At 38.8% G+C, this 22,646-nt stretch carries 33 protein-coding genes; 26 read left to right on the top strand and 7 right to left on the bottom strand.

Annotated features, from left to right (window positions below; translation table 11 throughout):
- Window positions 1-1,006 (top strand): DUF4276 family protein (locus DCO44_RS16675; protein WP_165815729.1); only part of this gene is annotated, 1,006 nt, incomplete at its 5' end.
- A gap of 163 nt (window positions 1,007-1,169) precedes the next feature.
- Here the strand turns inward: DCO44_RS16675 and DCO44_RS14565 are convergent.
- The 7 genes from DCO44_RS14565 to DCO44_RS14530 form a co-directional block, all read right to left on the bottom strand.
- A complete protein-coding gene (locus tag DCO44_RS14565) occupies window positions 1,170-2,312 on the bottom strand; it encodes a tyrosine-type recombinase/integrase (RefSeq protein ID WP_044740304.1) in 1,143 nt (380 codons plus the stop codon).
- Between the two features lies 1 nt (window position 2,313).
- Window positions 2,314-2,580 carry a hypothetical protein gene (locus DCO44_RS14560; RefSeq protein ID WP_116763134.1) on the bottom strand — a complete coding sequence of 89 codons (267 nt, stop codon included), beginning with the start codon at window positions 2,578-2,580 and terminating at the stop codon, window positions 2,314-2,316.
- On the bottom strand, window positions 2,570-2,926 hold the full coding sequence (locus tag DCO44_RS14555; protein ID WP_116763132.1) for a VVA0879 family protein: 357 nt from the start codon (window positions 2,924-2,926) through the stop codon (window positions 2,570-2,572). The genes DCO44_RS14560 and DCO44_RS14555 overlap by 11 nt, the downstream gene beginning before the upstream one ends.
- A gap of 306 nt (window positions 2,927-3,232) precedes the next feature.
- Window positions 3,233-5,143: a DUF3732 domain-containing protein gene (locus DCO44_RS14545; protein ID WP_116763128.1), complete on the bottom strand. Its 1,911-nt coding sequence runs from the start codon at window positions 5,141-5,143 to the stop codon at window positions 3,233-3,235.
- Window positions 5,140-5,622 (bottom strand): three component ABC system middle component, encoded by a 483-nt coding sequence (locus DCO44_RS14540; RefSeq protein ID WP_116763126.1) that lies wholly within the window; start codon window positions 5,620-5,622, stop codon window positions 5,140-5,142. Before DCO44_RS14540 ends, DCO44_RS14545 begins: the two co-directional genes overlap by 4 nt.
- A gap of 10 nt (window positions 5,623-5,632) precedes the next feature.
- Window positions 5,633-6,781 carry an ABC-three component system protein gene (locus DCO44_RS14535; RefSeq protein ID WP_116763124.1) on the bottom strand — a complete coding sequence of 383 codons (1,149 nt, stop codon included), beginning with the start codon at window positions 6,779-6,781 and terminating at the stop codon, window positions 5,633-5,635.
- Window positions 6,782-6,830: 49 nt separating this feature from the next.
- The gene (locus DCO44_RS14530; RefSeq protein ID WP_116763122.1) at window positions 6,831-7,478 is read right to left on the bottom strand and encodes a LexA family protein; all 648 of its coding nucleotides are present in this window, start codon (window positions 7,476-7,478) and stop codon (window positions 6,831-6,833) included.
- Window positions 7,479-7,579: 101 nt separating this feature from the next.
- On the opposite strand from DCO44_RS14530, the gene DCO44_RS14525 reads away from it, so the two are divergent.
- The 25 genes from DCO44_RS14525 to DCO44_RS14410 all read left to right on the top strand — a co-directional run bounded on the left by DCO44_RS14525 (window position 7,580) and on the right by DCO44_RS14410 (window position 22,620).
- Window positions 7,580-7,765 carry a Cro/CI family transcriptional regulator gene (locus DCO44_RS14525; RefSeq protein ID WP_116763120.1) on the top strand — a complete coding sequence of 62 codons (186 nt, stop codon included), beginning with the start codon at window positions 7,580-7,582 and terminating at the stop codon, window positions 7,763-7,765.
- A 39-nt stretch (window positions 7,766-7,804) separates the two neighbouring features.
- The gene (locus DCO44_RS14520; RefSeq protein WP_116763118.1) at window positions 7,805-8,254 is read left to right on the top strand and encodes a phage regulatory CII family protein; all 450 of its coding nucleotides are present in this window, start codon (window positions 7,805-7,807) and stop codon (window positions 8,252-8,254) included.
- Between the two features lie 12 nt (window positions 8,255-8,266).
- Entirely contained in the window at window positions 8,267-9,193 is a 927-nt protein-coding gene (locus tag DCO44_RS14515) for a helix-turn-helix domain-containing protein (RefSeq protein WP_116763117.1), read from the top strand.
- A gap of 160 nt (window positions 9,194-9,353) precedes the next feature.
- Window positions 9,354-9,785: a hypothetical protein gene (locus DCO44_RS14510; protein WP_116763115.1), complete on the top strand. Its 432-nt coding sequence runs from the start codon at window positions 9,354-9,356 to the stop codon at window positions 9,783-9,785.
- An 11-nt stretch (window positions 9,786-9,796) separates the two neighbouring features.
- A complete protein-coding gene (locus DCO44_RS14505; RefSeq protein ID WP_116763113.1) occupies window positions 9,797-10,303 on the top strand; it encodes a hypothetical protein in 507 nt (168 codons plus the stop codon).
- A gap of 63 nt (window positions 10,304-10,366) precedes the next feature.
- A complete protein-coding gene (locus DCO44_RS14500) occupies window positions 10,367-11,170 on the top strand; it encodes a hypothetical protein (RefSeq protein ID WP_116763111.1) in 804 nt (267 codons plus the stop codon).
- A 1,094-nt stretch (window positions 11,171-12,264) separates the two neighbouring features.
- Window positions 12,265-12,645, top strand: coding sequence for a hypothetical protein (locus DCO44_RS14495; RefSeq protein WP_116763109.1), 381 nt, complete (start codon window positions 12,265-12,267; stop codon window positions 12,643-12,645).
- 74 nt (window positions 12,646-12,719) lie between these two features.
- Window positions 12,720-12,896 (top strand): hypothetical protein, encoded by a 177-nt coding sequence (locus DCO44_RS16670; RefSeq protein ID WP_165815728.1) that lies wholly within the window; start codon window positions 12,720-12,722, stop codon window positions 12,894-12,896.
- Window positions 12,893-13,069, top strand: coding sequence for a hypothetical protein (locus DCO44_RS14485; RefSeq protein WP_165815727.1), 177 nt, complete (start codon window positions 12,893-12,895; stop codon window positions 13,067-13,069). Before DCO44_RS16670 ends, DCO44_RS14485 begins: the two co-directional genes overlap by 4 nt.
- Before the next feature lie 66 nt (window positions 13,070-13,135).
- Entirely contained in the window at window positions 13,136-13,426 is a 291-nt protein-coding gene (locus tag DCO44_RS14480; RefSeq protein WP_116763102.1) for an HNH endonuclease, read from the top strand.
- Entirely contained in the window at window positions 13,423-13,593 is a 171-nt protein-coding gene (locus DCO44_RS16665) for a hypothetical protein (RefSeq protein WP_165815726.1), read from the top strand. The genes DCO44_RS14480 and DCO44_RS16665 overlap by 4 nt, the downstream gene beginning before the upstream one ends.
- Before the next feature lie 127 nt (window positions 13,594-13,720).
- Window positions 13,721-14,200, top strand: coding sequence for a terminase small subunit (locus tag DCO44_RS14475; RefSeq protein WP_116763100.1), 480 nt, complete (start codon window positions 13,721-13,723; stop codon window positions 14,198-14,200).
- 3 nt (window positions 14,201-14,203) lie between these two features.
- Entirely contained in the window at window positions 14,204-15,895 is a 1,692-nt protein-coding gene (locus DCO44_RS14470; RefSeq protein ID WP_116763098.1) for a terminase large subunit, read from the top strand.
- Window positions 15,892-17,127, top strand: coding sequence for a phage portal protein (locus DCO44_RS14465; RefSeq protein ID WP_116763096.1), 1,236 nt, complete (start codon window positions 15,892-15,894; stop codon window positions 17,125-17,127). Before DCO44_RS14470 ends, DCO44_RS14465 begins: the two co-directional genes overlap by 4 nt.
- A complete protein-coding gene (locus DCO44_RS14460; protein WP_116763094.1) occupies window positions 17,120-17,779 on the top strand; it encodes an HK97 family phage prohead protease in 660 nt (219 codons plus the stop codon). The genes DCO44_RS14465 and DCO44_RS14460 overlap by 8 nt, the downstream gene beginning before the upstream one ends.
- Complete coding sequence (locus tag DCO44_RS14455; protein ID WP_116763092.1) at window positions 17,772-18,965, top strand: phage major capsid protein; 1,194 nt, start codon at window positions 17,772-17,774, stop codon at window positions 18,963-18,965. Before DCO44_RS14460 ends, DCO44_RS14455 begins: the two co-directional genes overlap by 8 nt.
- Before the next feature lie 46 nt (window positions 18,966-19,011).
- Window positions 19,012-19,212, top strand: coding sequence for a hypothetical protein (locus tag DCO44_RS14450; protein WP_116763090.1), 201 nt, complete (start codon window positions 19,012-19,014; stop codon window positions 19,210-19,212).
- A complete protein-coding gene (locus tag DCO44_RS14445) occupies window positions 19,190-19,477 on the top strand; it encodes a head-tail connector protein (RefSeq protein ID WP_116763088.1) in 288 nt (95 codons plus the stop codon). The genes DCO44_RS14450 and DCO44_RS14445 overlap by 23 nt, the downstream gene beginning before the upstream one ends.
- A gap of 3 nt (window positions 19,478-19,480) precedes the next feature.
- Complete coding sequence (locus DCO44_RS14440; protein WP_116763086.1) at window positions 19,481-19,807, top strand: phage head closure protein; 327 nt, start codon at window positions 19,481-19,483, stop codon at window positions 19,805-19,807.
- Between the two features lie 3 nt (window positions 19,808-19,810).
- The gene (locus DCO44_RS14435; protein ID WP_116763084.1) at window positions 19,811-20,332 is read left to right on the top strand and encodes an HK97-gp10 family putative phage morphogenesis protein; all 522 of its coding nucleotides are present in this window, start codon (window positions 19,811-19,813) and stop codon (window positions 20,330-20,332) included.
- On the top strand, window positions 20,329-20,700 hold the full coding sequence (locus DCO44_RS14430) for a DUF3168 domain-containing protein (RefSeq protein ID WP_116763082.1): 372 nt from the start codon (window positions 20,329-20,331) through the stop codon (window positions 20,698-20,700). Before DCO44_RS14435 ends, DCO44_RS14430 begins: the two co-directional genes overlap by 4 nt.
- 69 nt (window positions 20,701-20,769) lie before the next feature.
- Complete coding sequence (locus tag DCO44_RS14425) at window positions 20,770-21,237, top strand: phage tail tube protein (RefSeq protein WP_116763080.1); 468 nt, start codon at window positions 20,770-20,772, stop codon at window positions 21,235-21,237.
- A complete protein-coding gene (locus DCO44_RS14420) occupies window positions 21,237-21,767 on the top strand; it encodes a phage tail assembly chaperone family protein, TAC (protein ID WP_116763078.1) in 531 nt (176 codons plus the stop codon). Before DCO44_RS14425 ends, DCO44_RS14420 begins: the two co-directional genes overlap by 1 nt.
- 17 nt (window positions 21,768-21,784) lie before the next feature.
- Complete coding sequence (locus tag DCO44_RS16890; protein WP_081401261.1) at window positions 21,785-21,982, top strand: hypothetical protein; 198 nt, start codon at window positions 21,785-21,787, stop codon at window positions 21,980-21,982.
- A 137-nt stretch (window positions 21,983-22,119) separates the two neighbouring features.
- Window positions 22,120-22,620, top strand: coding sequence for a hypothetical protein (locus DCO44_RS14410; RefSeq protein ID WP_116763074.1), 501 nt, complete (start codon window positions 22,120-22,122; stop codon window positions 22,618-22,620).
- Window positions 22,621-22,646 lie beyond the last annotated feature (26 nt).

Here is a 22,646-nt window from a genome sequence, read left to right as displayed (position 1 = left end):
ACACACTGTTCTTTATAATGAAAGTCCAACGTTTCCAGCAAAGTTAAATTTACATTCACATGATCAATGTTTAGAAGCAGTTAAAACTGCTGATTTAGTAATTTGTTTAATTGATAAACGCTATGGTGGAAATTATAGTGGAAAACTTTTTGATTTAAATTCAGAAGCAGTACAAATTAAACTAAGAGATCAAACACTTTTTTATAAATATAAAGAATTATCTATTACATGGATGGAACTTATAACCGCAGATGAAGCTGGTATTCCTATAATTACGTTTGCAAGATATAAAACTCTTGATGAAAAAGAGGTTAGAAGAAAGAATCACCATGTAATAGATTTCAAACCTGCTTACGTTGAGAAAATACAGATATTTGACTTTTTGGATTGGATTACTCAAAGATCTTTAAATAATTGGATAGTATCATTCTATAATTTTTTAGACTTTCAGGCAAAAATTGAAATTTGTATGAAAGAGTTGGAAAAAAGCATAATTGTTGATAATAGTGAAAAAGATACCAGTCAATTAAAGAAAGTTTTACTTCTCGTAGAAGGTCCGCAAGATAGAGATTTTGTGAAAAACTTAATAAATAAGATGGAGTTAAATATAGAGTTTCTAATAATTCCAACTTATGGAAAATTTTCTCTTTTGAAAGACTTTGATAATCTTATTGTTGATAATTTAAGTAAATTTGATCATATTCTAATATTGCTTGATAGTGACTATCCCAATGAAGAAGATAAAAAATTTAGAGAAAAATTTAATCAATTAGCAAAGAATCATAGCCAAGTTATGTTGTTTTTCGCTATAGAAAATATTGAATCTTGGATAGAATTCGGTTTTGACCAAAGTACATTAGATATTACTCAGCAAATTGATTTAGGAAATAAAAATAAGCGGAAAAAAAATATTCACAGTTTTGTTGAAAATCACTTTGATTTGACTCTTGCTGAAACGAAATCACAAGACTTTAAACAATTTACAGATTATTTAAGACAAATATAACTACTTTCTGAAAGTATTGGCAGGTGAAATTTTGGTAGTGCTTAATTCAAAATCCTTATTATTTGGATTTTCCACTAAATAGTCTTCGATTTAACATACTGGCGATTATATGAAATCAAAAGCTGATGATCCATGAAATGAAAGCATCAGCTTATTGGTATGACTAACGGTAGCTAATCCGCTCTGGTTTAGGTGCTTCATGTCCTTCTAAATAGTGGTCGGTCATTTTCACATTTGCATGTCCAGCCAGTGCCTGTGCGTACTTTTTCCCATACTTCTGCGTGATGTTATAAATGCCCAAGGCGCGTAAGTCATGCAGTGATGGACGTTGGTTTGGTTCCAAATGATCATAAGCACCAGACAGGTCCCGATACTTCTTAAACTGCTTGGTAATGTGATCTTCCGTTACTGCAAAAGGATGCAGTTTCGCATTACGGATTTGCTCATTAATGCGTTCTGGTCGAGTTGCAATAAGGTAAGGGCAGCGCAGCTTCATTGAATGCTCTACACACTGCAGCACAACTTCTCTTAACTCTGGATGCATATCCACTTCAATAAACACAGGCTTGTCGTAATTCAGCGATTTATGCTGTAGTACGGTCATGGTGTTGTCTTTAATGTTAATGCTTGAACGTTCCATGACCACCAGATCGGCACGCCGTTGAATGGAATGCAATGCAAGGTCTATTGCCAGTTTTAACCAGGGCGGACAAACCGACTTCACTAATTCAATCGACTCGTTGGAGTGACGGGTACGCAGCTTTTCAGGTCGTATTGGTTTTAAGGTTTTCTCAGCAATATTGTCTGGTGCCCAGCCGTTGGCCACTAAGTATTTCCAGATGTCGATAAGCTGTGAACGGTGTTTTTCTGCCTGAAAGTCAGTTTGCTTTTTCAGGTATTCTGAAATCATGAGTAGGGTAATATCGGTACAGTAAAGATGCCCCCACATGTCCTGATATTTCCCAATATTCGCCGTGACATTGACCAAAGTATTTTTGGCAAGTTTCTTCTTAGGTAAATGCAGCTTTTCATATTCACCTAAGGCTTGGCCAAAGTTGGGAACACTACTTTGTTTATGTGCTTTTTCTACTGAAGATAGAATTTTAGACACAATGTCTGGGTTACGCTCAAGCACGGTATTGAGTGCCTGAGCTGCCTTAATGGCTTCATTGCGGTCTTTACCTAATGACTTACGCTGTCCGTTTGGTAGTAGGTAGCGGAAGTACATAGTGCCATTGGGCTTTTTGTCTACTTCGACATGGGGAGGTAGGTCCAAGTTCCCCGACTTACGACTTCGAGGAGCCATGTTAAATCTCCGCTAATATTCGGTCTGCAATAGAGTTGCCCGTTTTAGGTGGAGACTCTAGCTCCACCTTAGGCACATCATCTGAATAGTACAAAGGCGCACCCCAAGATGTGCATTCGACATACCATTGTTTACCAATTTTTTTACCACTGAGCCAACCACGTTTTATATGGCTAACCAGTGTGTCACGTTTTGGGCGGGATGCTTCGTCTTGCCAATAGCGTTCAGCAAATACCTTTAGCTTGAGACGTTGGATATTAGATGTCATTTGGAGTTTCCTCCTTATTGGCATAATAGAATTGGAAAACTCTAGATTCCTCTCCATCGTGATGAACTGTGACAGGATTAAGTTGAAATAGCCCGCCGCCAGCATAGTTACAAGGAGAGTTTTTAGAGTAGAGAGAATTCTTTGAACCAAGTAGGCGCCCTATACATGAAAAGGCAACCATAGATTTGTCTGTATCTCCTGCATCTATCCAATCTTGCGTTTTAGTAATATGACCACATGAAGGACATACAAATTGCCACTGGGATGAATCTGAACCAAATAGCTGTGTTGCATGTTCACGCCATTCTTGAACACTTTGAAATTCTGTTTTAATTAGAGAATCCATTTTATTACCCTCCAATTACAACATAGAAGAATTGGATGACTAGCCACAGAGCGAATGCAAGTAGGGCAAACAGGCTAAACTCTTTGGCATTGGTATAAATGGTTTGCCAACGTGACGGACGTAGATCGGCGGTAGTAGGGTGTTGAAAAAGGATAGGCGTCGTTTGACTAGATATAGGCTTTTGTTTCATACTTATCTCGCATTAAGTTGTAAAAGCACCCATGAGTTCGAAGGCAGGGGTGCTTTTTTGTTGTGTACGAGATAAAGGTAAGTTAACTTACCTAAAATGTCAAATAGTAATTTAGCTTACCCAAAGTTGGGCCAATTTTCTGGTACAAGTGCATGTGGAGGTGCCCAAAATGGTTCAATCATACAATCTGTAAACCATTGTTCATTGAAAAGTGCATGTTCTGTAACAATGATTTGAAAATTAGGTACTTCCTCTTTTATAAAATTAATTAGGAACTTGAACAAGTTTTTAACAGCCTGAATATCATCTCTATTATAGTGTTTGTTATCGCGTAAATCAGTTTTGGCTTCTAATCCTAATTGAGGAAAGTATACTTGACTTGGTTGATCAAAAATTATGAAAGATGGAACTGGGCAACTAAAATTTTGAAAATAATAATGAAAAGCTAAAAGAGCAGAAATATGTAAAGCCAGATGATTAGCACCACTACCTATTTTATTCATAGGTATAGATTTTCCAGAAGATCTTGTTGTAATTAAAGTTAAATTTTTTAAATCGAATCTGGTTGTAGAAGTACCATGTTCATAATTTAATAGTTTCAAATACTCGGTAATTTTTAAAGAAATCTGAAAAATAATTGAATCTAATTTCTCTGAAATACTATCATACTCTTCAAGAGCTATTTTTAGATCTGAAAGTTTGAGCTGTTTTTGAATTAATTCTTCTTGAAGGCTTTCAGACGATTTAATATTTATATTCTCGATGAAACTTTTAATTTTTCCAATTAAAATATAATAGTTTGCAAGATCGAATGAATCATTTAAATATGTATTGTTGGCTTCATTGAGATCTGCAAGTTGATGATTTAGTTTGATAATATTTTTATCTATATCATTGATTCTCTTTGATAATTCATCAAAAACTTTGTCTTTATTAAGATCATCAGAAATCTTATTGTAAGTTTTTAGTTTTTTACTAATACTTACCAAGTCTGATTTAACTAATTTAATAATTTCATTGAAACTTTGACTATCTGATAACTCTATATTTTTGAAAGCATTTATTGTAGATAGTCTAGATTCCAATAGTTTTTGATTTGTAAAATAAGTGTCTTTCTCTGAGAAAAATTTTTCTAGTAGAGACTGTTCAGTAATTAATTTGCTTTTTTCCTTTCGGAGTTCGAGAATTTCTCTTTGGATACTAACGATTGCTTCGGAAAAATCTTCTTGAAGATTAGCTTCACTAGTTTTTAATTTTACTAAACTTAAGAGTTTTTCTGGTGATAATACATTTGAAATGTCGATTTTAAAATTTGATGCTTCATTTTTTAGATGATCAAATATTAAATAGCTGCCATCATTTTGTTCATTTTCAATTCTTTTTTGAATCAAATTTATATCTTTTGATAACTGTTTGATTTTTTCGAAGATTATTCTATATTCTAAAGATTCCGCTTTCACGATAATTGGGAAAGTATCTTTAATGGCTTGAGGAATAAAACTTTCTGATTGTCTGTAAAACAAACTATCTTTATTTGCTATTAAAGATTGAGGCTGAAATAAATAAAATTTGGTATGAGATAAATTGATATTAAATGAAGTACGTGTTTGATTAGAATTAACATTCGTATATTCATTTGGAATATTCAGTAAATTATTAAATAACAAGGTTAAAGTATCATCATTAGAGTTATTTTCTAATTCTTTGAAATCACAAGCAGTGAGATCTACTCCTCTTTTTAACATTAACTGGCTACAGCTAGCTTTTCCATTTTCTGGTAGTTTCTTTGCAATCAAGACATCTTGCTCACCTATAGTATAAATTACACTAACCCATGAAACCTTAGACGTGATAACCCCTTCTGCAATTAAACAATCTGATTTTCCCAAGCAATATTCAATAATATTGATAATTGAAGATTTTCCAGTAGAGCTTAATCCTGTAATAATATTTAGCCCATTAATTTTGAAGTTAATACTTCTAACATCACCATTGTGACTATATATATGTATGGATTTAATTTTCATGGATTAATACCTAGCGTAATAAATATACCAGTTACGTCATCTATTTTTGAAATAGAGTTAGAAATAGTATTAGAAGTTTGGAATTCATATTTGAGATTGGTTTTAAAGTAACTTTTATTTAGAAATTTATCATTCAATTCAATTGCGCCGTCTTGTACAGACAAAATTTTAGCTTCGGCAAGGAAAAGTAGGGCGTTGTTAGTGATCTCAATTGAGTTAAAGTAGTTTAATGGGAACGATGAGTAAATATTTCTATTAGATTCAACTATATGGAAAAAATTTTTTCTACTATTATTTAGAAAGCATGATGCATAGTCTTCATTAAGTACTAAGGGGAGAATTACATGTATCAATGCTGGTGGGATACTTTTACCAGATTTTTTTTGATAATGATCAATGAAATTTGCAATAATCAGCGCACAATAAGATGGCGAAAATAAAGCTCTTGATTCACTAGGTTGTTTCTTAAAATCAGTCATTTTATACCTATCAAGGAAGTTTTGGCAGCCAATAGATTAAGTCGTCTTCTTTGTCAGCTAAGATATGAAAACTTCCTCTCGTTACATATTGTTCTGTAACTTTGGGTCTGATAAATATATTTGTGTTCTGAGCCCAACTAAAAATTGCACGTCCAATTTTTAACAATTCAGGTTGTGTAATTTCTTCATCATCAAAATATTGATCATCTTTAAATCGTTCCCATTCATCTATTAGTTTTTTTTCAAATTTTGATATTTCTTCAGATGTTACTAAATTGGATTTTAACCATTCAACTCTTTGATTATAGGCGCGGAAGAAGTCGAAAATAGAGCGTTGAAGTTGGGTGTCTCGTATGCGTATATGTTTCATTTTTTGTACAAAAAGAAAATCATTGTCCAAATAACTTGTTATATCAACTTGATCTTGTGTCAATTCATCAAATGTTATAGGAAGATTATCTACAAAATATTGTTCACTTATTTGTTGAAGTTTTGCACTTATATCTCTAACAATTAAAGGATCTTTTAAACTACCTGTCATTTTTTCAATAACTTTAGAAAACCACCATCCTTCTAATGTTTCGTATACATTATTTCTATATTGTTGGTTCACCGTTCTAAAATAATTATCCATAATGTCATTGGGTATATCATTGATTCTTATTGATTTATCTATAATTGTAATCCTGTTGAATAATTCAATTTTTTTAGAATCTTCTAGTGCTTTAAATTTTTCTCTGATAGGAATTATAGTTTTATTAGTTGAAGTATCTAAAATTTTTTCAATTTGAGTTATATCCTCTAACTGAATAGTTCTCTTACTTCCATCTGTGATGATTTTTAAAAATGAGCTATCAGATACTTCAGCTGTTGTACACAATAAGAAATTTATTGGAGTAGTGATAGTTTTTATTCTATCGATCCAGATATTGACTGATTTCCAGAAATCAACTGAAAGGTCTGTAAGAGTATCATTAATCTGTTTATGCTTTAATGATAGTAATTGTTTCCCATCCTTTGTATTAAGCTCTATATCATCTAATGCTTCAATATGGACTTCGCTCTCTTCATTGATTTTAAATGACTTGAGAAGAGCTAATCTTATTTGGTAATCGTAACCAATACTTGATGCAGCAGCAGCATAAGGATTATTTTTCAAAATAGTTTCCCCTCTATGAATTATAATGTGACATCTTTATAAATTATAATTATACATCTCTATAAAGGCCCACAACTTTTCCGACCAATTTACATCCATCTTCTAACGCTATAGCTTTTTCCAACCATTCAGGATTTAGCGGCTGCAAATACATGTTGTCAGTCTCAACAATTAACTTCTTGAAAGTAGCAGCTTTACCACCCTCACTCGAAACAATGACTAGATCTCCAGTTTTTAAGTCACTTACTTGAAAGTCAGGATTCACATAAATCTTATCGCCAGGGCGGAAGTCTGGAAGCATGGACTCTCCAGATACTTCTAGTCCGTACCCATGTTTGCCACATTTCGGGTTTGGGGGTAACCATTCTTCAAACTGTGTACCCGCAGGCACAGCTTCTACACTAGTCCAAGTACCAGCTTGAACCCATGAAATAACAGGAATTAATCGCCCTGAAATTTGAAAAGGCATGGATACATTTGAGTCAGACTTATCATTTGTGTCCCCATTTAATAAATATGCAGGAGATACGCTAAGTACTTTTGCTAGTGCCATTAAACTTTCATGTTTAGGAAGATTGTCGTCTTTTTCCCAATAAATAACGGATGTCTTAGACACGCCTATCGCATCAGCAATTTGTTGTTGCGTAATTTTTTTATTTTTTCTTAGTTCTTTCAGGCGAGTTCCTAAAGTTTCCATAAATTTTTGCCCATTTTCAATGTAAGGAATCTTACCATTTGACTAGGTAAGTTTTATGTTATTTAATAAGGTAAGTAAAGTTACCTAATCGAGTGCAGTTAATGACAAAACAAGAAGCATTAGAGCTTTTGAATTGCAACGTTACAGACTTAGCTTTGAAGCTAGGAATTAGCTCTCAAGCAATCAGTCAATGGTCAGAAAATAAAATTCCACTTGTGCGTGAATATCAAATAAGAGATTTGGCCAAAGGCTTATTACCTTTAAAAAGAAGTACATCAATAAATTAAGCCGCATCAAATATAAAAACACGTTCAAAGGAACCCGTTATGAACATATTAGATGCTGCTTACCACACCGTGCACGACTACAAAGGTGGAGCAAATACACTCGCACCTCGTATGGGTATCAAAAGTCCCGCCGTGCTCAATAGCAAAGTCAATCCAAATACAGACACCCATCACTTAACGCTGCTAGAAGCATCCAAGTTGATGGCGCTGACCAATGACTACCGAATACTACAAAGCCTAAATGCCGTACACGGCAAGGTCGCTATAGATCTGCCCGATATACCAGAAAACCGAGATACAGCACTCACAGATTTAGTGCTGAGTTTTGGCATGAAAGGCGGAAACGTCTACACGCTGTTTAAAGAAATGATGGCAGACGGACGCATCACACGCGGGGAAGCCATAGACATGTCTAAGGTCATTCACCGACTACACGAAATACTTGCCGAACTGGACGCACAAATACACCAGTGCGTAGATGATGAATAAGAGGAAACCCATATGAGTTTAGATGCAACGATTTGGGCTTGGAGAGCGGAAGTAGAAAGTTCTACACAACGCCTCATATTACTTTCACTGGCAGACCGCGCAGGGGAAGACCACAAATGCTACCCAAGCATTATGCGAATGGTTAAAGACACCAAGATGAACCGCAAAACCATCATCAAAGTTTTAGACGACCTAGAGAAAAAAGCCCTGATTAAATATACAGGGAAGATCGTCGGCAACGGCGTAAAAGTTTACCAACTGCTGGGCGTTGTCGGGCGGGAAGATGAGCCAACCAGTACCAAAAAGGGGACTAGTGGTAAAAACGGGACTAGTTCCAATTTAGGTACAAGTTCCAATATTGGGACTAGTACCGAAAACGGCACTGGAACCAGTCCCGAAAACGGTACCGAGACCAGTACCGAAATTGGGACACAGAATCTCCCAAGGAATCTTCCAATAGAATCTAAAAACAAAAAAGATTGGCTTTGCTTCAAAAAACTTCGTGAAGAAATTTCTTTGGCCGATGACAGCATCGATCCAAAAACCATCCTGACAGCGAAATGGGCAGAACGGGAAAAACGAGCATTCGAGATTTACAACCAAGACAAATCCCTTTGCGATGAACTCATGAACTTCCACTTTGCAGATTGGTTGCTGAACGCATATCGAAGCAAGTACTCCCAAGAGACCAAAGCGGGATACAGCAAAACACCTACAGCCAATAACCCAAAACACCTGACTGAAAAACAGATAGCCACTTTCGCACAGAAACTTGCTCACCATCCTGAATTTTCAGGCAAGTACAGCGAACCAGGTGAGTCCTTTGAAAAACTTGCAGCACGCATCGCCGTAAAACTTGAAGATCCAACCCAAGCCAAAAAATGGGAGTCCTACCTGAAACAGGTCGGCTTCAGTGGCAATTTGAAGGAGGCAGCATGATTCCACACGGCGCAACCCACATCGAAAATGATGGAACCTTTTGGAATTGCACCAACGGCGTTTGGACTTACTGGAGTGAAGTCTTTGGATGGTGCGGATACATCGGGGCAGTCAATCAGATGTTTCTGAATAACAAAAATGAATTGGGGACAATGTACGCATGAAAATCATGATTGGGATTGATACAGGGGTGAATACTGGCTTCGCCGTTGCTGCTGATCGTGGCAATGGTGGTGAGCTAGAACAGGTAGAGTCTTTATCGATTACACAGGCAATGGAGAAGGTAAAGGCGTTAATTGAAGAATGGGAAATAGGTAACGTCTGTTTATACATTGAGGATGCTCGGCAGCGCACTTGGTTTACGGGTGGTCGTGAAAAGGCACAGGGTGTTGGATCGGTCAAACGTGATGCACAAATTTGGGAGGATTGGTGCAAGGAGCAGGGCTACACCTACAAGATGATTCACCCAGCAGCCAATGCCACTAAAAAGAAAGCGACAGACTTTAAGCGTATGACTGGTTGGGTCGGTCGTACCAATGAACATGCGCGGGATGCAGCGATGTTGGTTTTTAAAAGATTTGCGAAGTTTTGAGGGGGAATGGGATGAATGTAGTGGCAAAGCAAGAACATATTTTACAGGCAGTCGATTGGACACGTTTTGATTTAGAGGGGTGGTTATATCAATTTGGTGCTTGGATGAATTCCGTATCTGTTACATGTGGGAAGAGTATCAATCCAATTGCTATAGCGATGGATAGCGCTGTGAAAGCGCAAAAATATAAGAAGCTGACTAAAGCGCAGCAACAGCAGATTATTGTGGATTACTTAACGGGTGATTTTGAACCACCAAAGTCACGACCTAGCAAACTAACTTGTCAGATTGATGATAATGAAGCCCGCGCCGTACAACGTCTAATATTAGATATGCTTGGTCAGTCTGAGATTATGGATGATTGGATGGATGCAATTATTGACCGTTACTTTTATAGCAACTCATGGGCTGAGATGGTGACAGATGAACGAAGCCAGATGGATGCACGTATGGATGTTAAATGTGGCTTGGCTGCGTTGCATGCGCGTTATAGTTTTATACCTATAAGAACTAAATAACGCTTTGTTAAATTTTAAATTAATGCATTAGAATTGTGTGAAAATATTCAATGAATTAATCATATGGTTTCTAATGCTAAAAGCTTTTTTAATAAAGCTAATTGGGTTCTAGCTTTTGGTTTAAGTATATCTAGTACACAAATGGTAAAGGCTGAACTTGTAGAGTTATCCCAAGCAAAGAATAGTGTTGATAGGATTGAGCAACTTACTCAAACTTTATCTGATGGAACTTACTCAACAGAAGCCAATGATCTGTATCGTGATTCAAATATTATTCTACGTTCTACTCAGAATGAGGATTCTGCGGTAATTGTAAAACCCGAGGATTATGCAAAACTAAAAATAAAACCAATTTTCTCGGATTCAAGAGTTGTCTATCTCGCCAAAGATGATGTTTATTTTGAAATAAAAAACTTCCCCAATAATATCTCCATGTATTACAACATTGACAACAATTATGCGATTGTCTTGGATAACGACAATGAAAAACCGTATGAGAATAGTTGGAAAGTTTCTTGCTCAAGAGATTCAATTACTGATGAGAAGTCATGTGTTATGGGTAAGTTTGCATTAGGTATTATTAAGTCTTCTAAAAGTGGAACAATGCTGACTGTTTCTTCAGACATTAAAAAATTAAATTTATATAAGTTCTCATATATAAGGATTGATAAGAATCAACACCACAAAACGAAAGGAATATTTTTGCAAAATTCAGCAACTAAAATAATTAACCAAATGCGAGTTGGGGAAACCGCATTTACGAGATTTAATGAGTGGGATGGAGAGGAATACGAGGAGGTTATATCTTTGTGGGGCTTCTCTGTTGCTTATGATCTGATGGGTAAAATGTATAACAGACTGAAATAGTTCCACCTTTGAGTATTGACCCTGTACAAGCAATATGGCATATTTCTGCTATAGTGGACGAAGTTATAGCGATTCACTAAATATTTAAAAGCTCATCAAAAGATGGGCTTTTTTATTTTTGTTGAAATGGTATATTAAAAATAAGTTGGCAACTCGCTAAGTGGGTCAGTTTAGCAGGCTATGCTTGTGACACTCCCATCATTGGAAGAAGTTGTAAAAGCTCATCGAAAGGTGGGCTTTTTTGCATTCTGAAATATGAAATTTTTATGAATATGTATTTTAGATGCATTTTGGTATTGCAATCCGTTTAGATTTTCTGCAATATCCGCATCAGATTTAGTAGATAGTTCCCTGACTAATCTTTTAGATTTTAATAGCCTACAATACAATTTGTGGGCTTTTTTTATGGCGGCACATTTATTCGTAGTGGTTTAAATTGAATGCCGCCACCTAGATTCTAATTAGGGATAATTCATTAAATACTGGTTTGTTTTAATTTTTCACAAAAAAATCACGAACAAGTATGCATGATTACTTCTAGAAAGAGCTGTAGTTTCTAAATGACCCTCTAAGGTCCTTGGTTTAAGCCCACATCAATCTACTGCTGAAGTGGGCTTTTTTTTGCATGGAGAAAAGTAATGCTCCGATTCTTGATGTGTTTGTTTGGATTTCACGGTGCGACAGAGATTGATTACACAGTTGATGATGAAGAAATCAAAGCGTGCCGAAATTGTTTGAAAGAAGTTAAAGACTAGCCGAACGTATTACGGCACATAAAACCCCGCTCAATTCTAGATATTGGCGGGGTTTTTCTTTTCATATTTGTGGTGTCTATGACAGATAAAGTACAAGCTAAACAAGACCTTGGATTTTGCAGCACTGAGCAATCTTAGTACCAGAGCATAAGACGCTTAGGTTTCACTCGGAATGAGTTGCTGGCGATCGACGGGATTATTATTAAGTTGAAAGAGCGGATTAAGAATTTGCAGGCAGCGTTGTATTGGAATTAAGAGGATCTAAATGTTTTTAAAGGACTGTATTTAAAAATATATAAATGAATTATAGTTACAATTCATAAACAAATGGATTTAATAATGAAACGATACGGCATAGCATTAGTGTTTTTGTTTACGATTGGGGGCTCAGCTGCTTATGCAGGAGTGTCAACAGGTCTAGGGGATACGCGCACAGAAGCTTGTGCCAGTGCGAAATCAAAAGCATATGATTTAAGTGATGATGTTTCTAGTTCTTGTGATTGCTCGGAAACATCATATGGTGGTTTGATTTGTTCAGTTGATTGGGATTCTAGATACAGTGAACCATCATATGAAAGCTCTTATCCTGATGAGAGGTCTTCGCGCTATAGTTCAGATGATGAACCAAGTAGATTTGAGCAAACAACACAACCAGGACAGCGGTTTGTTCCGGTACAGATACCACAAAGAGGTGGATATACCTTAGGTGGTATGCAGTAAAAAATTATTATGTGAACTTTAAGCCACCTTCGGGTGGTTTTTTATTGCCTGTAATTAATCACACGAGGTTGCTCATGGATAAAGTTGAAGCTCAAAAGAATTTGAAACGCTACAGAGAGAACATTCAAGGCGCATCAATGATTCATCCATGTGATATGCCTCAGAAGCTAATAGATGAAATCGCCGTATTTATTCGGGAACAAAAACGATTGGTTAAGAATTTAGAAAGCAATCTGGAATCTACCAAATGACCTGTCAAGGCTGTGAAGCCCGCCGTGAATGGATGATTAAACATGCAAGACAAGCAAAAGAAAGAATGCAACGGGTGCTCATGTCACTTGGTGTTGGAACAAAACAATCAGTTGATTCAATTGATCAGCCAGATGGTACAGATCAACAACGAACAGACAGCACAAATCAATGAGCTTTTGATTCGATTGGAAGATGACGCAGAAGAGCCAAGAAGCTCACGCAATTTGGATGATTAGGTATGGCGAAGTTACCAAGACTACAGACCAGACTTGAAACGGTAATACCTAAGCAACCAAGACCACAGAAGAACTGGGGCACTGGTCGTGGTGGTAGACCATGGCGAAGACTTAAAGACAAGATTCATCTGCGTGATGGATGGACATGCCAGAGCTGCAGTCGAGTAACCACTGAGCTTGAACTGGACCACATCATCAATGTTGCACAAGGTGGAACGGATGATGAATCCAATCTTCAATCGTTGTGCCCAGAATGCCATAAGAAGAAAACGCAAAAGGAGAGTCGGCAATGATTAAAAAGGAAGACATCGTTGTAATAAGTGGTTCTTGGACTGACTTGATGACTGTTATGAAAGTTGAAGATGACAAGGTTTTCTTTGCTACTGGAGACTATGCTGATCTTTCAAAGGTTCGCCGTGCAAGTGAAGAAGAAATAGCATGTGGAAATAAGCTTGATTAAATTAAGTAGATGGAGGGGGGAGGTAAAAAGTTCAAAATCATTTATCAGCGGACACCACCGCCCATCTCACGTATAAAAAAATTTCCCATTTTAGTTAAAAGTTAACTTTTAGAGTTAAGGAGTCGCAATGGCTTTAACAGCAAAAATGAAAGCTTTTGCTCAAGCTGTTGTTGATGGTATGAGCAATAAAGATGCTGCAATTTCAGCAGGATACAGTGAAAAATCTGCAATGCAGCAGGGTTCAAAATTAGCAAAAATCCCTGAAGTAATTGCATATATAGAACAATTTAAATCAGTCAAAAAGTTAACTTCTAAATCTGAAAAGTTAACTCCAGAAAAACCAAAAGTTAACTCCGTGGATAGTGGGGAAAATGACAACCCTTTGGATGATGAGAACTATGCCAAAGATGATCCACTCCAGTTTCTTATTGATGTGATGAATAAAAGCGATGACATGTTCATGCGGGTGAATGCTGCTAAGGCTGCATTGCCTTACGTGCATGGCAAGGTTGCTGACAAAGGCAAGAAAGAATCCAAAGCAGAAGAAGCTAAGAAAGCCAGTCAAACTGGAAAGTTCGGCACTTTGAATAATCAACTACCGAGTTAAAACATGACCGCAATGCTCCCAGAATGGACAACAGCTTGCCCAGACTGGGAGGAGCGTATTGTCAAAAAACAGTCGCTCATGCCATGTGCACCATTATTTTCTCAAGTGGCAGATGTTGCAGAGCGCATTTTTAAAGAGCTGATTCTTGTTGATGTGATGGATAGCCCAAAGATGGGTGATGTCACACTGGATTGGGTCATTGAATTTGTCCGTGCAATTTTTGGGGCATACAACCCACACACAAAACGCAGACTGATTCGAGAGTTCTTTCTTCTGATTTCCAAGAAGAACACAAAGTCTACGATTGCTGCAGGTGTGATGTTGGTTGCGTTGTTGTTGAATGACCGACTTTCAGCAGAACTTATTATCATGGCACCAACGAAAGAAGTTGCAGACAACTCTTTCAACCCGATCCGAGACTTCATCAAAGCTGATGAAGAGCTCAGTGCAATGATCAATATTTCTGAGCACACTAAAACAGTTACTCACTTGGGTACAGGTGCCACGCTCAAGGTTATTGCTGCGGAATCTAATGCTGCGGCAGGTAAGAAAGCCTCAATCATTTTGATCGATGAGGTTTGGCTTTTTGGTAAACGTGCCAATGCGGAATCTATGTTCCGTGAAGCAAAAGGTGGACTAGCATCACGACCTGAAGGATGTGTGATTTATCTGTCTACCATGTCAGATGAAGTGCCATGCGGGGTATTTAAGCAATTACTGGATTATGCCCGTGATGTAAGGGATGGAATCAAAGAGGATAAAGCCTTTTTACCGCTGATTTATGAATTCCCTAAGCATCTGGTGGAAGCTGGTGAGCACTTAAAACCAGAGAATTTCTACATCACCAACCCTAATTTGGGTGCTTCGGTTGACCTTGAATACCTGATTTCAGAGTTCAACAAGGTTAAAGATGCAGGTGAAGAATCACTTCGAGACTTCCTTGCAAAGCATTTGAACATCGAAATCGGCATGAACCTACGTGCAAACCGTTGGGCAGGTGCTGAATATTGGAATCAGCAAAAGCATGTATTTAGTCTTGAGCAATTGATTGAACAATCAGAGCTGATCACCTTGGGGATTGATGGTGGTGGACTCGATGACTTACTTGGTTTTGCAGCCTTAGGCCGGTTGAAGAAAGATCCACGTATTTGGTGGCTCTGGAGCAGGGCTTGGGCAAATAAACTTGCCTTAGAACGCCGTAAAGAGAACATTCCCAAATATAAAGACTTTGAGAAAGAAGGGAGCCTTGTTGTTGTCGATAAAGTGGGTGAAGACATTGATCAGTTGGCGCTAATCGCAAAGCAAATTTATGACAGCGGTAAGCTCGACAAAATTGGACTAGATCCGCAAGGTCTAGGTGGTCTTATTGATGGATTAACTGGTTCTGGCATCCCTGAAGAAGTTCTTGTCGCAGTACCGCAAGGTCATAAGCTCATGGGCTATATCATGACAACCGAGCGTAAATTAGCAGAGGGCAACCTTTGGCATGCAGGGCAACAACTTATGGTTTGGTGCGTAGGTAATGCACGAGTCGTGATGATTGGTAATGGGATGCGAATCACCAAGCAGGACTCTGGTATTGGCAAGATTGATCCCGTGATTGCGATGTTTAACGCTGTGGCATTGATGAGTCTTGCACCTGAAGCAAAGAATTTTGACATTGACGGGTATTTAGAGGATGTCGTGATAGCATGAGCGATTTACAAGACACGGGTTTTTGGTCCCGTTTCTGGTCACGATTGACTGGAAGAACCCAATTGAAAAAGGGGGATACTTCATATCCTTTTGATAGCTACATGTCATCTGGTGGAGCGGTCGTCAGCCCTGAAACAGCCTTAAAGCTTTCAGCAGTTTGGGCATGCGTGAAATTGCGTGCTGAAACCATCTCAACACTACCATTGCATTTATATGATTCAAATAAAAAGATCGCCAAAGATCATGGTCTTTACCGAGTTTTACATGATTCGCCCAATGCAGATATGTGCGCAAGTGAATTTTGGCAGATCCAGTCTGCATGTTTAGATCTATGGGGTAATGCCTACAACTATATTGCTCGTAGAAATGACAAAAGCATCATCTCTTTGGAGCCTCTTTTTCCGAGTGAAATGGTGGTGAAGCGCAGTAAAGAAGGTGCTTTGGAATATCACTACACTGAAAACGGCAAAGTGAAAGTCTATCGAGAAGATGAAATCCTGCATTTCAAAGGATTCACTTTGGATGGCTATGTAGGGCTGTCTGCTATTCAATTTTTTGCACAAACCATTGGCATGCAATTCGATGCCAATAACCAAGCACAGGACTGGTTCAAGAATGGCCTCAAGGTTGGCGGATTCTTGGAAACAGGCGAGTCAACCTTAACCAGTGAGCAGCGCACACGAATGCGTAACCACCTAGCAGAGTTCAGTAAGGCTGAAAATGCAGGGAAATACATGATCCTTGAGGCGGGAATGAAGCTTGCCTCAGCCAGTAGTATTCGAATCAATCCGGTAGATGCTCAACTTTTAGAGTCTCGCTACTTTGGAATTGAGGAAATTTGTCGAGCATTTGGGGTTCCACCGCAATTGATTGGACATACGAATAAAGCAAGCTCTTGGGCATCTAGCCTTGAGCAGACTAATCAAGGTTTTTTGACCTACTCACTGAATCCTCAATTGATTCGATATGAGCAAACCATTTCTCGCAAATTGCTATTGCCGCAGGACAAATACAAATATCGCCCTAAATTTGTGGTAGATGGTCTATTGCGTGCAAATAACACAGCAAGAGCAGATTTCTACGTGAAGATGACCCAAAACGGGCTATATACCCGAAATGAAGTACGTGAGCTTGAGGATATGCCACGTGCTGAAGATCCAACGGCAGATCAACTCATGGTGCAAATGCAAATGGTGCCTTTGGGACAAGAACAGGGGAAAACAAGTGAATAGAAAAAGTTTTAATTTAGCAATTAAAGCCGTCCAAGAGGACGGTTTTTTTTCGGGCTATGGGGCGGTTTTTGGAAATATCGATTGGTACAACGATGTGATTTTGCCAGGGGCTTTTAAAGTATCCCTCGATAAATGGAAAACCAAAAATAAATTTCCACCAGTGCTTTGGAACCACAACGACAGCGAACCAATTGGGATCTACACCAACATTTACGAAGACGAAAAAGGACTATTCGTTGAAGGGAAATTGCTTATTGATGATGTGCCGAGAGCTAAATCCATACATGCACTTCTGAAAGCGGGTGCCATTGATGGTTTAAGCATTGGATATTCCACCAAGAAGGCAAATCAGCAAGGCAATGGGATTCGAGAGTTGATCGAGGTTGATATTGGTGAAATCTCTATCGTGACTCAGCCAGCCAATGATCGAAGTCTGATTACTTCGGTCAAATCCAAATTAGATGAAGGCGAACTGCCGACGTTACCAGAATTTGAAAAATTCTTGAGAGAGTCAGGATTTTCAAAATCGCAATCTACTGCCATCGCTAGCAAAGGGTTGCGCTCTCTTCTGAGCGAGTCAGAGGAAGAAATCAAAGAAGCGAAATCAATTTCAAATGCTTTAAATATCTTAAAAGGAGTCAGCAATGCCTGATCAGAATTTAGAACAACTCGCTCAAGAGTTTAAAAAACAAGTTGATGAAGTCAAAGGAATCGCTGAAGACTTCAAAGGTAAGCGCGAACATGGTGATAAAATTGCGGAAGGTGCCAAACAGGCAGCCGATGAAGCGATTACCAAGCTGAATGAAACCAAAGCGCGTTTAGATGAACTCGAGCAGAAAATGGCTCGCCGTCCGAGCGATACACCTGAAGAATTTAAGTCTTTGGGGCGTCAGTTTGTGGAAACTGAGCAATTTAAATCATTGCAAGGTTCAGCAGGACAGCGTGGTAAAGCAAATCTTGAAATTAAAGCCACGATTACTTCTGCAACAACAGATACAGCAGGTGCAGCAGGCGACTTGGTTCAAACTACTCGCATTCCAGGAATTATTGCTCCACCAGATCGTAAGCTTACGATCCGTGATTTGCTCATGCCAGGTCGTATGGATGGCAACACATTGGAATTCGTACAGGAAACAGGTTTTACAAATGCCGCAGCTATAGTGGCAGAAGGCGCAGTAAAACCGCAGTCCGATATTAAATTTGACTTGAAATCGACAAATGCAAAAGTAATTGCACACTTCATGAAGGCATCGCGTCAAATTTTGGATGATGCATCGCAGTTACAGTCTTATATTGATGGTCGCTTACGTTATGGCTTGGCGTTTAAAGAAGAACAGCAGATCTTAAATGGCGATGGTACCGGTCAAAACTTACTGGGCATCATTCCACAAGCAACAGCTTACGTGCGCCCAACAGGTGTCACTACGACTGCAGAAAGTAAAATTGATACCTTACGCTTTGCGATGTTGCAAGCAGTCCTTGCCGAATACCCTGCAAGTGGACACGTATTAAACCCGATTGATTGGGCTGCAATCGAAACACTGAAAGACACTTCGGGCCAGTACATTATTGGCAATCCACAGGGAGCATTAAACCCAACTTTATGGAAATTGCCAGTTGTAGAAACCCAAGCAATTACAGTGAATAAGTTCCTGACGGGCGCTTTCTCTATGGGGGCTCAACTGTTTGACCGCTGGTTATCTCGTGTTGAAGTTGCGACAGAAAATGAAGATGACTTCATCAAAAACTTGGTAACGATTCTTGCTGAAGAGCGCTTGGCTTTGGCGGTGTATCGTCCTGAAGCATTCATCTATGGTGACATTGTTCCTGTACCTTAATCGATTTAAATAAGGGGTATTTAGCCCCTTATTTTTGGAGTTTAAAATGGCAATTTATACAGTTAAGCGCGAGCACTATGGCGATAAATTCTATCGTACAGGTGAACAACGAGAAGCCAATCCTAATGATGTAAAGCATTTAGTTGCTAAAGGGGTATTAGCGGAAGCTTCTGAAGTAGTTGAGCCAAAAGTTAAGAAAACACCAGCCAAGCAGGTGAAACCAGATGATCAATCTACAGAAAGCTAAAAAGCATTGTCGAGTTGACGATGACACTGAAGATGATCTTATAGAGGGCTGGATTGTTGAAGCCAACGTCGTAATTCAGAACGATCTAGACCGTAAGATTATTGCAGATGAAGCAGACCGAATAAATGAAACAGATTTGGTTGATAACGAGGCATTAGATTCTGCACGCCTTATCTTTGTTCAGTACCGTTACAGCCGAAGCTTAGAAGGTAAACCTCAAGCCTACTGGTCCTTATTGCAAAAGTTCCGAGAAATGGGGGTTTAGTTTATGGACTTGACCCAAGAACTCTGCCACCGAGTCACAATCCAGAGCAAAACAGTCACTTACGATGAAAACAACTACGAAACAGAAATGTGGGCTGAGTTCAAAAAGCTTTGGGCTAAGGTTGAGTTTTTATCAGTTAAAGACTCAATCAATGCCAAGGCTTCGGGTTCACAAACCACCGCGCGCCTAAAGCTGCGTAAACGTAGTGACATTACTACAGATATGCGTGTGCTTTGGGATGGATATACATTCCAAATTGTTTCACCACCTAAGCCCGACAATGTGAACGGTAAGATCTACATGACGTTGGAGCTTGCGGTATTGGAGTAGGTCATGGTTATTGAGATTGAAATAACGGGAGTGGATGAAATTGAGCGAAAGCTGAGAGCATTGGCTAATCCACGTTTAGCAAAAAATGCTGCAAAGCGTTCAGCGCGTAAAGCCATGGCAATTGTCCGTGATGCAGCCCGTAGCAATGCCAAAGGAATCGATGATCCTGAAACTGCTGAGATGATTTGGAAGAACATTGCAATTTCGCCTGGAAAGACGCGAGACCAAAACGCAATAGTAATGCGCGTGGGCGTAAACGGTGGTGCAGGTGCCAATAAGCACAGCAAGAATATTGTCGTGAAAGAGCGAAGAAAAAAAGGTGAGGCCGCACAGGTATTGGAAGACAACACCATAGCTCTTCCCGGGGGGAACACTCGCCATTTTAGGTATGTTGAGCTGGGTACATCGGAAATGCCACCAACTCCATTTATGCGACCTGCTTTAGAAAACAACATTCAGGCTGTGACAGATTCATTTGCACAGAACTTTAGTACTGAGCTTGATAAGGAACTCGCAAAACTATGAACATCCTTCCAGTGGTTCCAACATTAAAAGCAGATTCAAATGTCACAGCATTACTAGGGAATAACCCCTTAAAAGTGTTTGAGGATATTGCACCAACAGGCACAGCATATCCTTATGCAGTTTGGTCGGTTGTGACTGCAAATCCTGAAAACAACTTGGACAGTGCAGCAAATATTGATCATGTGTCTTTCCAGATTGTTGTTTATGACAGCAATCAAAAGCGAGCTTACGATATTCGAGCAGCCATTCGTACTGCACTTGAACCATATTGTTATGTGACCAGTATTCACCCCAACCATTTTGAGCGAATTCTCGATACTAATGTTTTTGGACGTGGGTTTGATGCGAATTGGTGGCTAAACAGATAACAGATTTATTTTCCAACTTAACCGCCTTAAAGGGCGGTTTTTTATGCCTAAAAAGAGGAGTAGCTACTCATGGCACGTATTAAAGCGCAACGTACGCAAGTATTTGCTGTTATCGCAGGTGCAGTTGTACGCTTCAGTTGCCCTAAAGCATTTACTTTTGGAGAGGATTCCTTTTCTAAGATTGATGCAACTTGCTTGGATTCAGACACGAAGGATTATGAGCGCGGTTTACGAGATCCTGGTGAAGGTTCCATTCAGATTGACCTAGATGATGAAAACGCAAGCCATTTACAGCTTATTGCGTTAGCTGATTCTGGTGAAAAGGTTGAGTGGTATGTTGGTTCCAGTCATAACCAAACACCGCCAACTTATGATGTTACGACAGGTATTGATCTACCTGAAACACGAATTTGGTGGTCTTTCCAAGGCTACTTAAACCCAGCAGCACCAACCGTTGAACAGGACTCATTGATTGGTTACACCTTCACCTTGGTACGTACATCCGCTGTCATCACAACCCCGCGAGTGATTCCATAATGGCTAAAACAAATCTTAAAGCCCTTCGAAAGGTTACCCAAAGTGGTGCGCCAATTGAGCGAACAGTAACATGGAAGGTATTTGCTACAGAAGAGAACCTTGAAGACCTTAAAGAGCTTACGGGTAAATCGGAGGTGACTGTCGGTGATGAAGTTGAACTTGAAGGGCAGGTCTTTATTAAGCGACTTTCATTCATTGCTCAGCAAGAAGTAGCAAAGGCTTTTGAATGGGATGTCGTGACAAACCCAGATGACCCAGTTTTAAAAGAAATCAATGGTAGTCGTTTGGTCGCTTCACGTTTGATTGGTTCGATTTGTGAAGATGGGAAAGGAACGCCGTTCTTTACTTCGCTAAAAGATGTCTACGATTCCGATCCGAAGTTTATTGATGCTGTTTATCAAGAGGCTGACAAGGTAAATAACTTTACGGGAAAGTTACTGAAGAAGAATTCGAGCGAAATGAATTCTGGTGCGAACTCGTCCTCAACGGAATCGGTGGAAGAACCATTGAAGAAGCGCAAGCAAACATAAACAATGCTGAACTAAACATTTGGAGAGCCTACCGTAAAAAGTATGGCTCTTTATTTTTTGGTCGTAGGCTCGAACATGCTTTTGGTAACTGGACAGCGCATTACACTAGCTTGAAGATTCACAAGGAAGTAGATCCTTATGACTTCATGCCAAATGAACAGCGTAAGGAAATATCTCTTGAAGAATATATGGAAGCTAATTTTGGTACGGGGTAAGGAATCAGCTTAGGTTGGTTTCTCCTGCTCCTAGATAGAGCATCCTAAATAAAGACAGCCTCCTTCGGGAGGTTTCTTTTTGACCAAAGAATTAGTATGTTGTCTTGAATTATAAATATTTAGGTCCTTGATAATTTATGAAATGTATTATTTTACCCATTTTAATTTTAAGCTTATTTGGATGCACCTCCAATCAAAACAAAATAACGCCTCCTGACGGTTGGCGAGTATCTGATAAAGAAGATGTAGTTGATGACTGGGCCAGATATAATGCTCCAAATAAAATTGTTAGTGATTTTAATAACGATGGCAAGTCAGATACCGCCCAAATTCTCCTTAAAAAAAGTTCACCAAAAGGTTTTAAGCTCATAGTTGATATGGGTGATCTAGGGCAATTCCCACTAGAAGAGAATGATGAAATTACTCCTCAAAGCTTAGCCATCGAGCTTTTGAATCCGTCGGAGGAGGTATGGGAAAGTGCATGTGAAAAAGGCTATTGGGATTGCGAGAGCGGAGAAATAAGGAATTTTAAAATTACAAATCCCAGTATTCAATTTTGTTTGATTGAATCGGCATGCTCTATTTTTATATGGTCTGATAGAAATAGGAATTTCACCAGAATACCTATTTCAGATTGAATTTATTGATTAAACCCCGCATAGCG

This window comes from Acinetobacter sp. AM (assembly GCF_003105055.1).
Classification (GTDB): domain Bacteria; phylum Pseudomonadota; class Gammaproteobacteria; order Pseudomonadales; family Moraxellaceae; genus Acinetobacter; species Acinetobacter tibetensis.
This window is presented reverse-complemented; position numbering and strand designations above follow the sequence as displayed.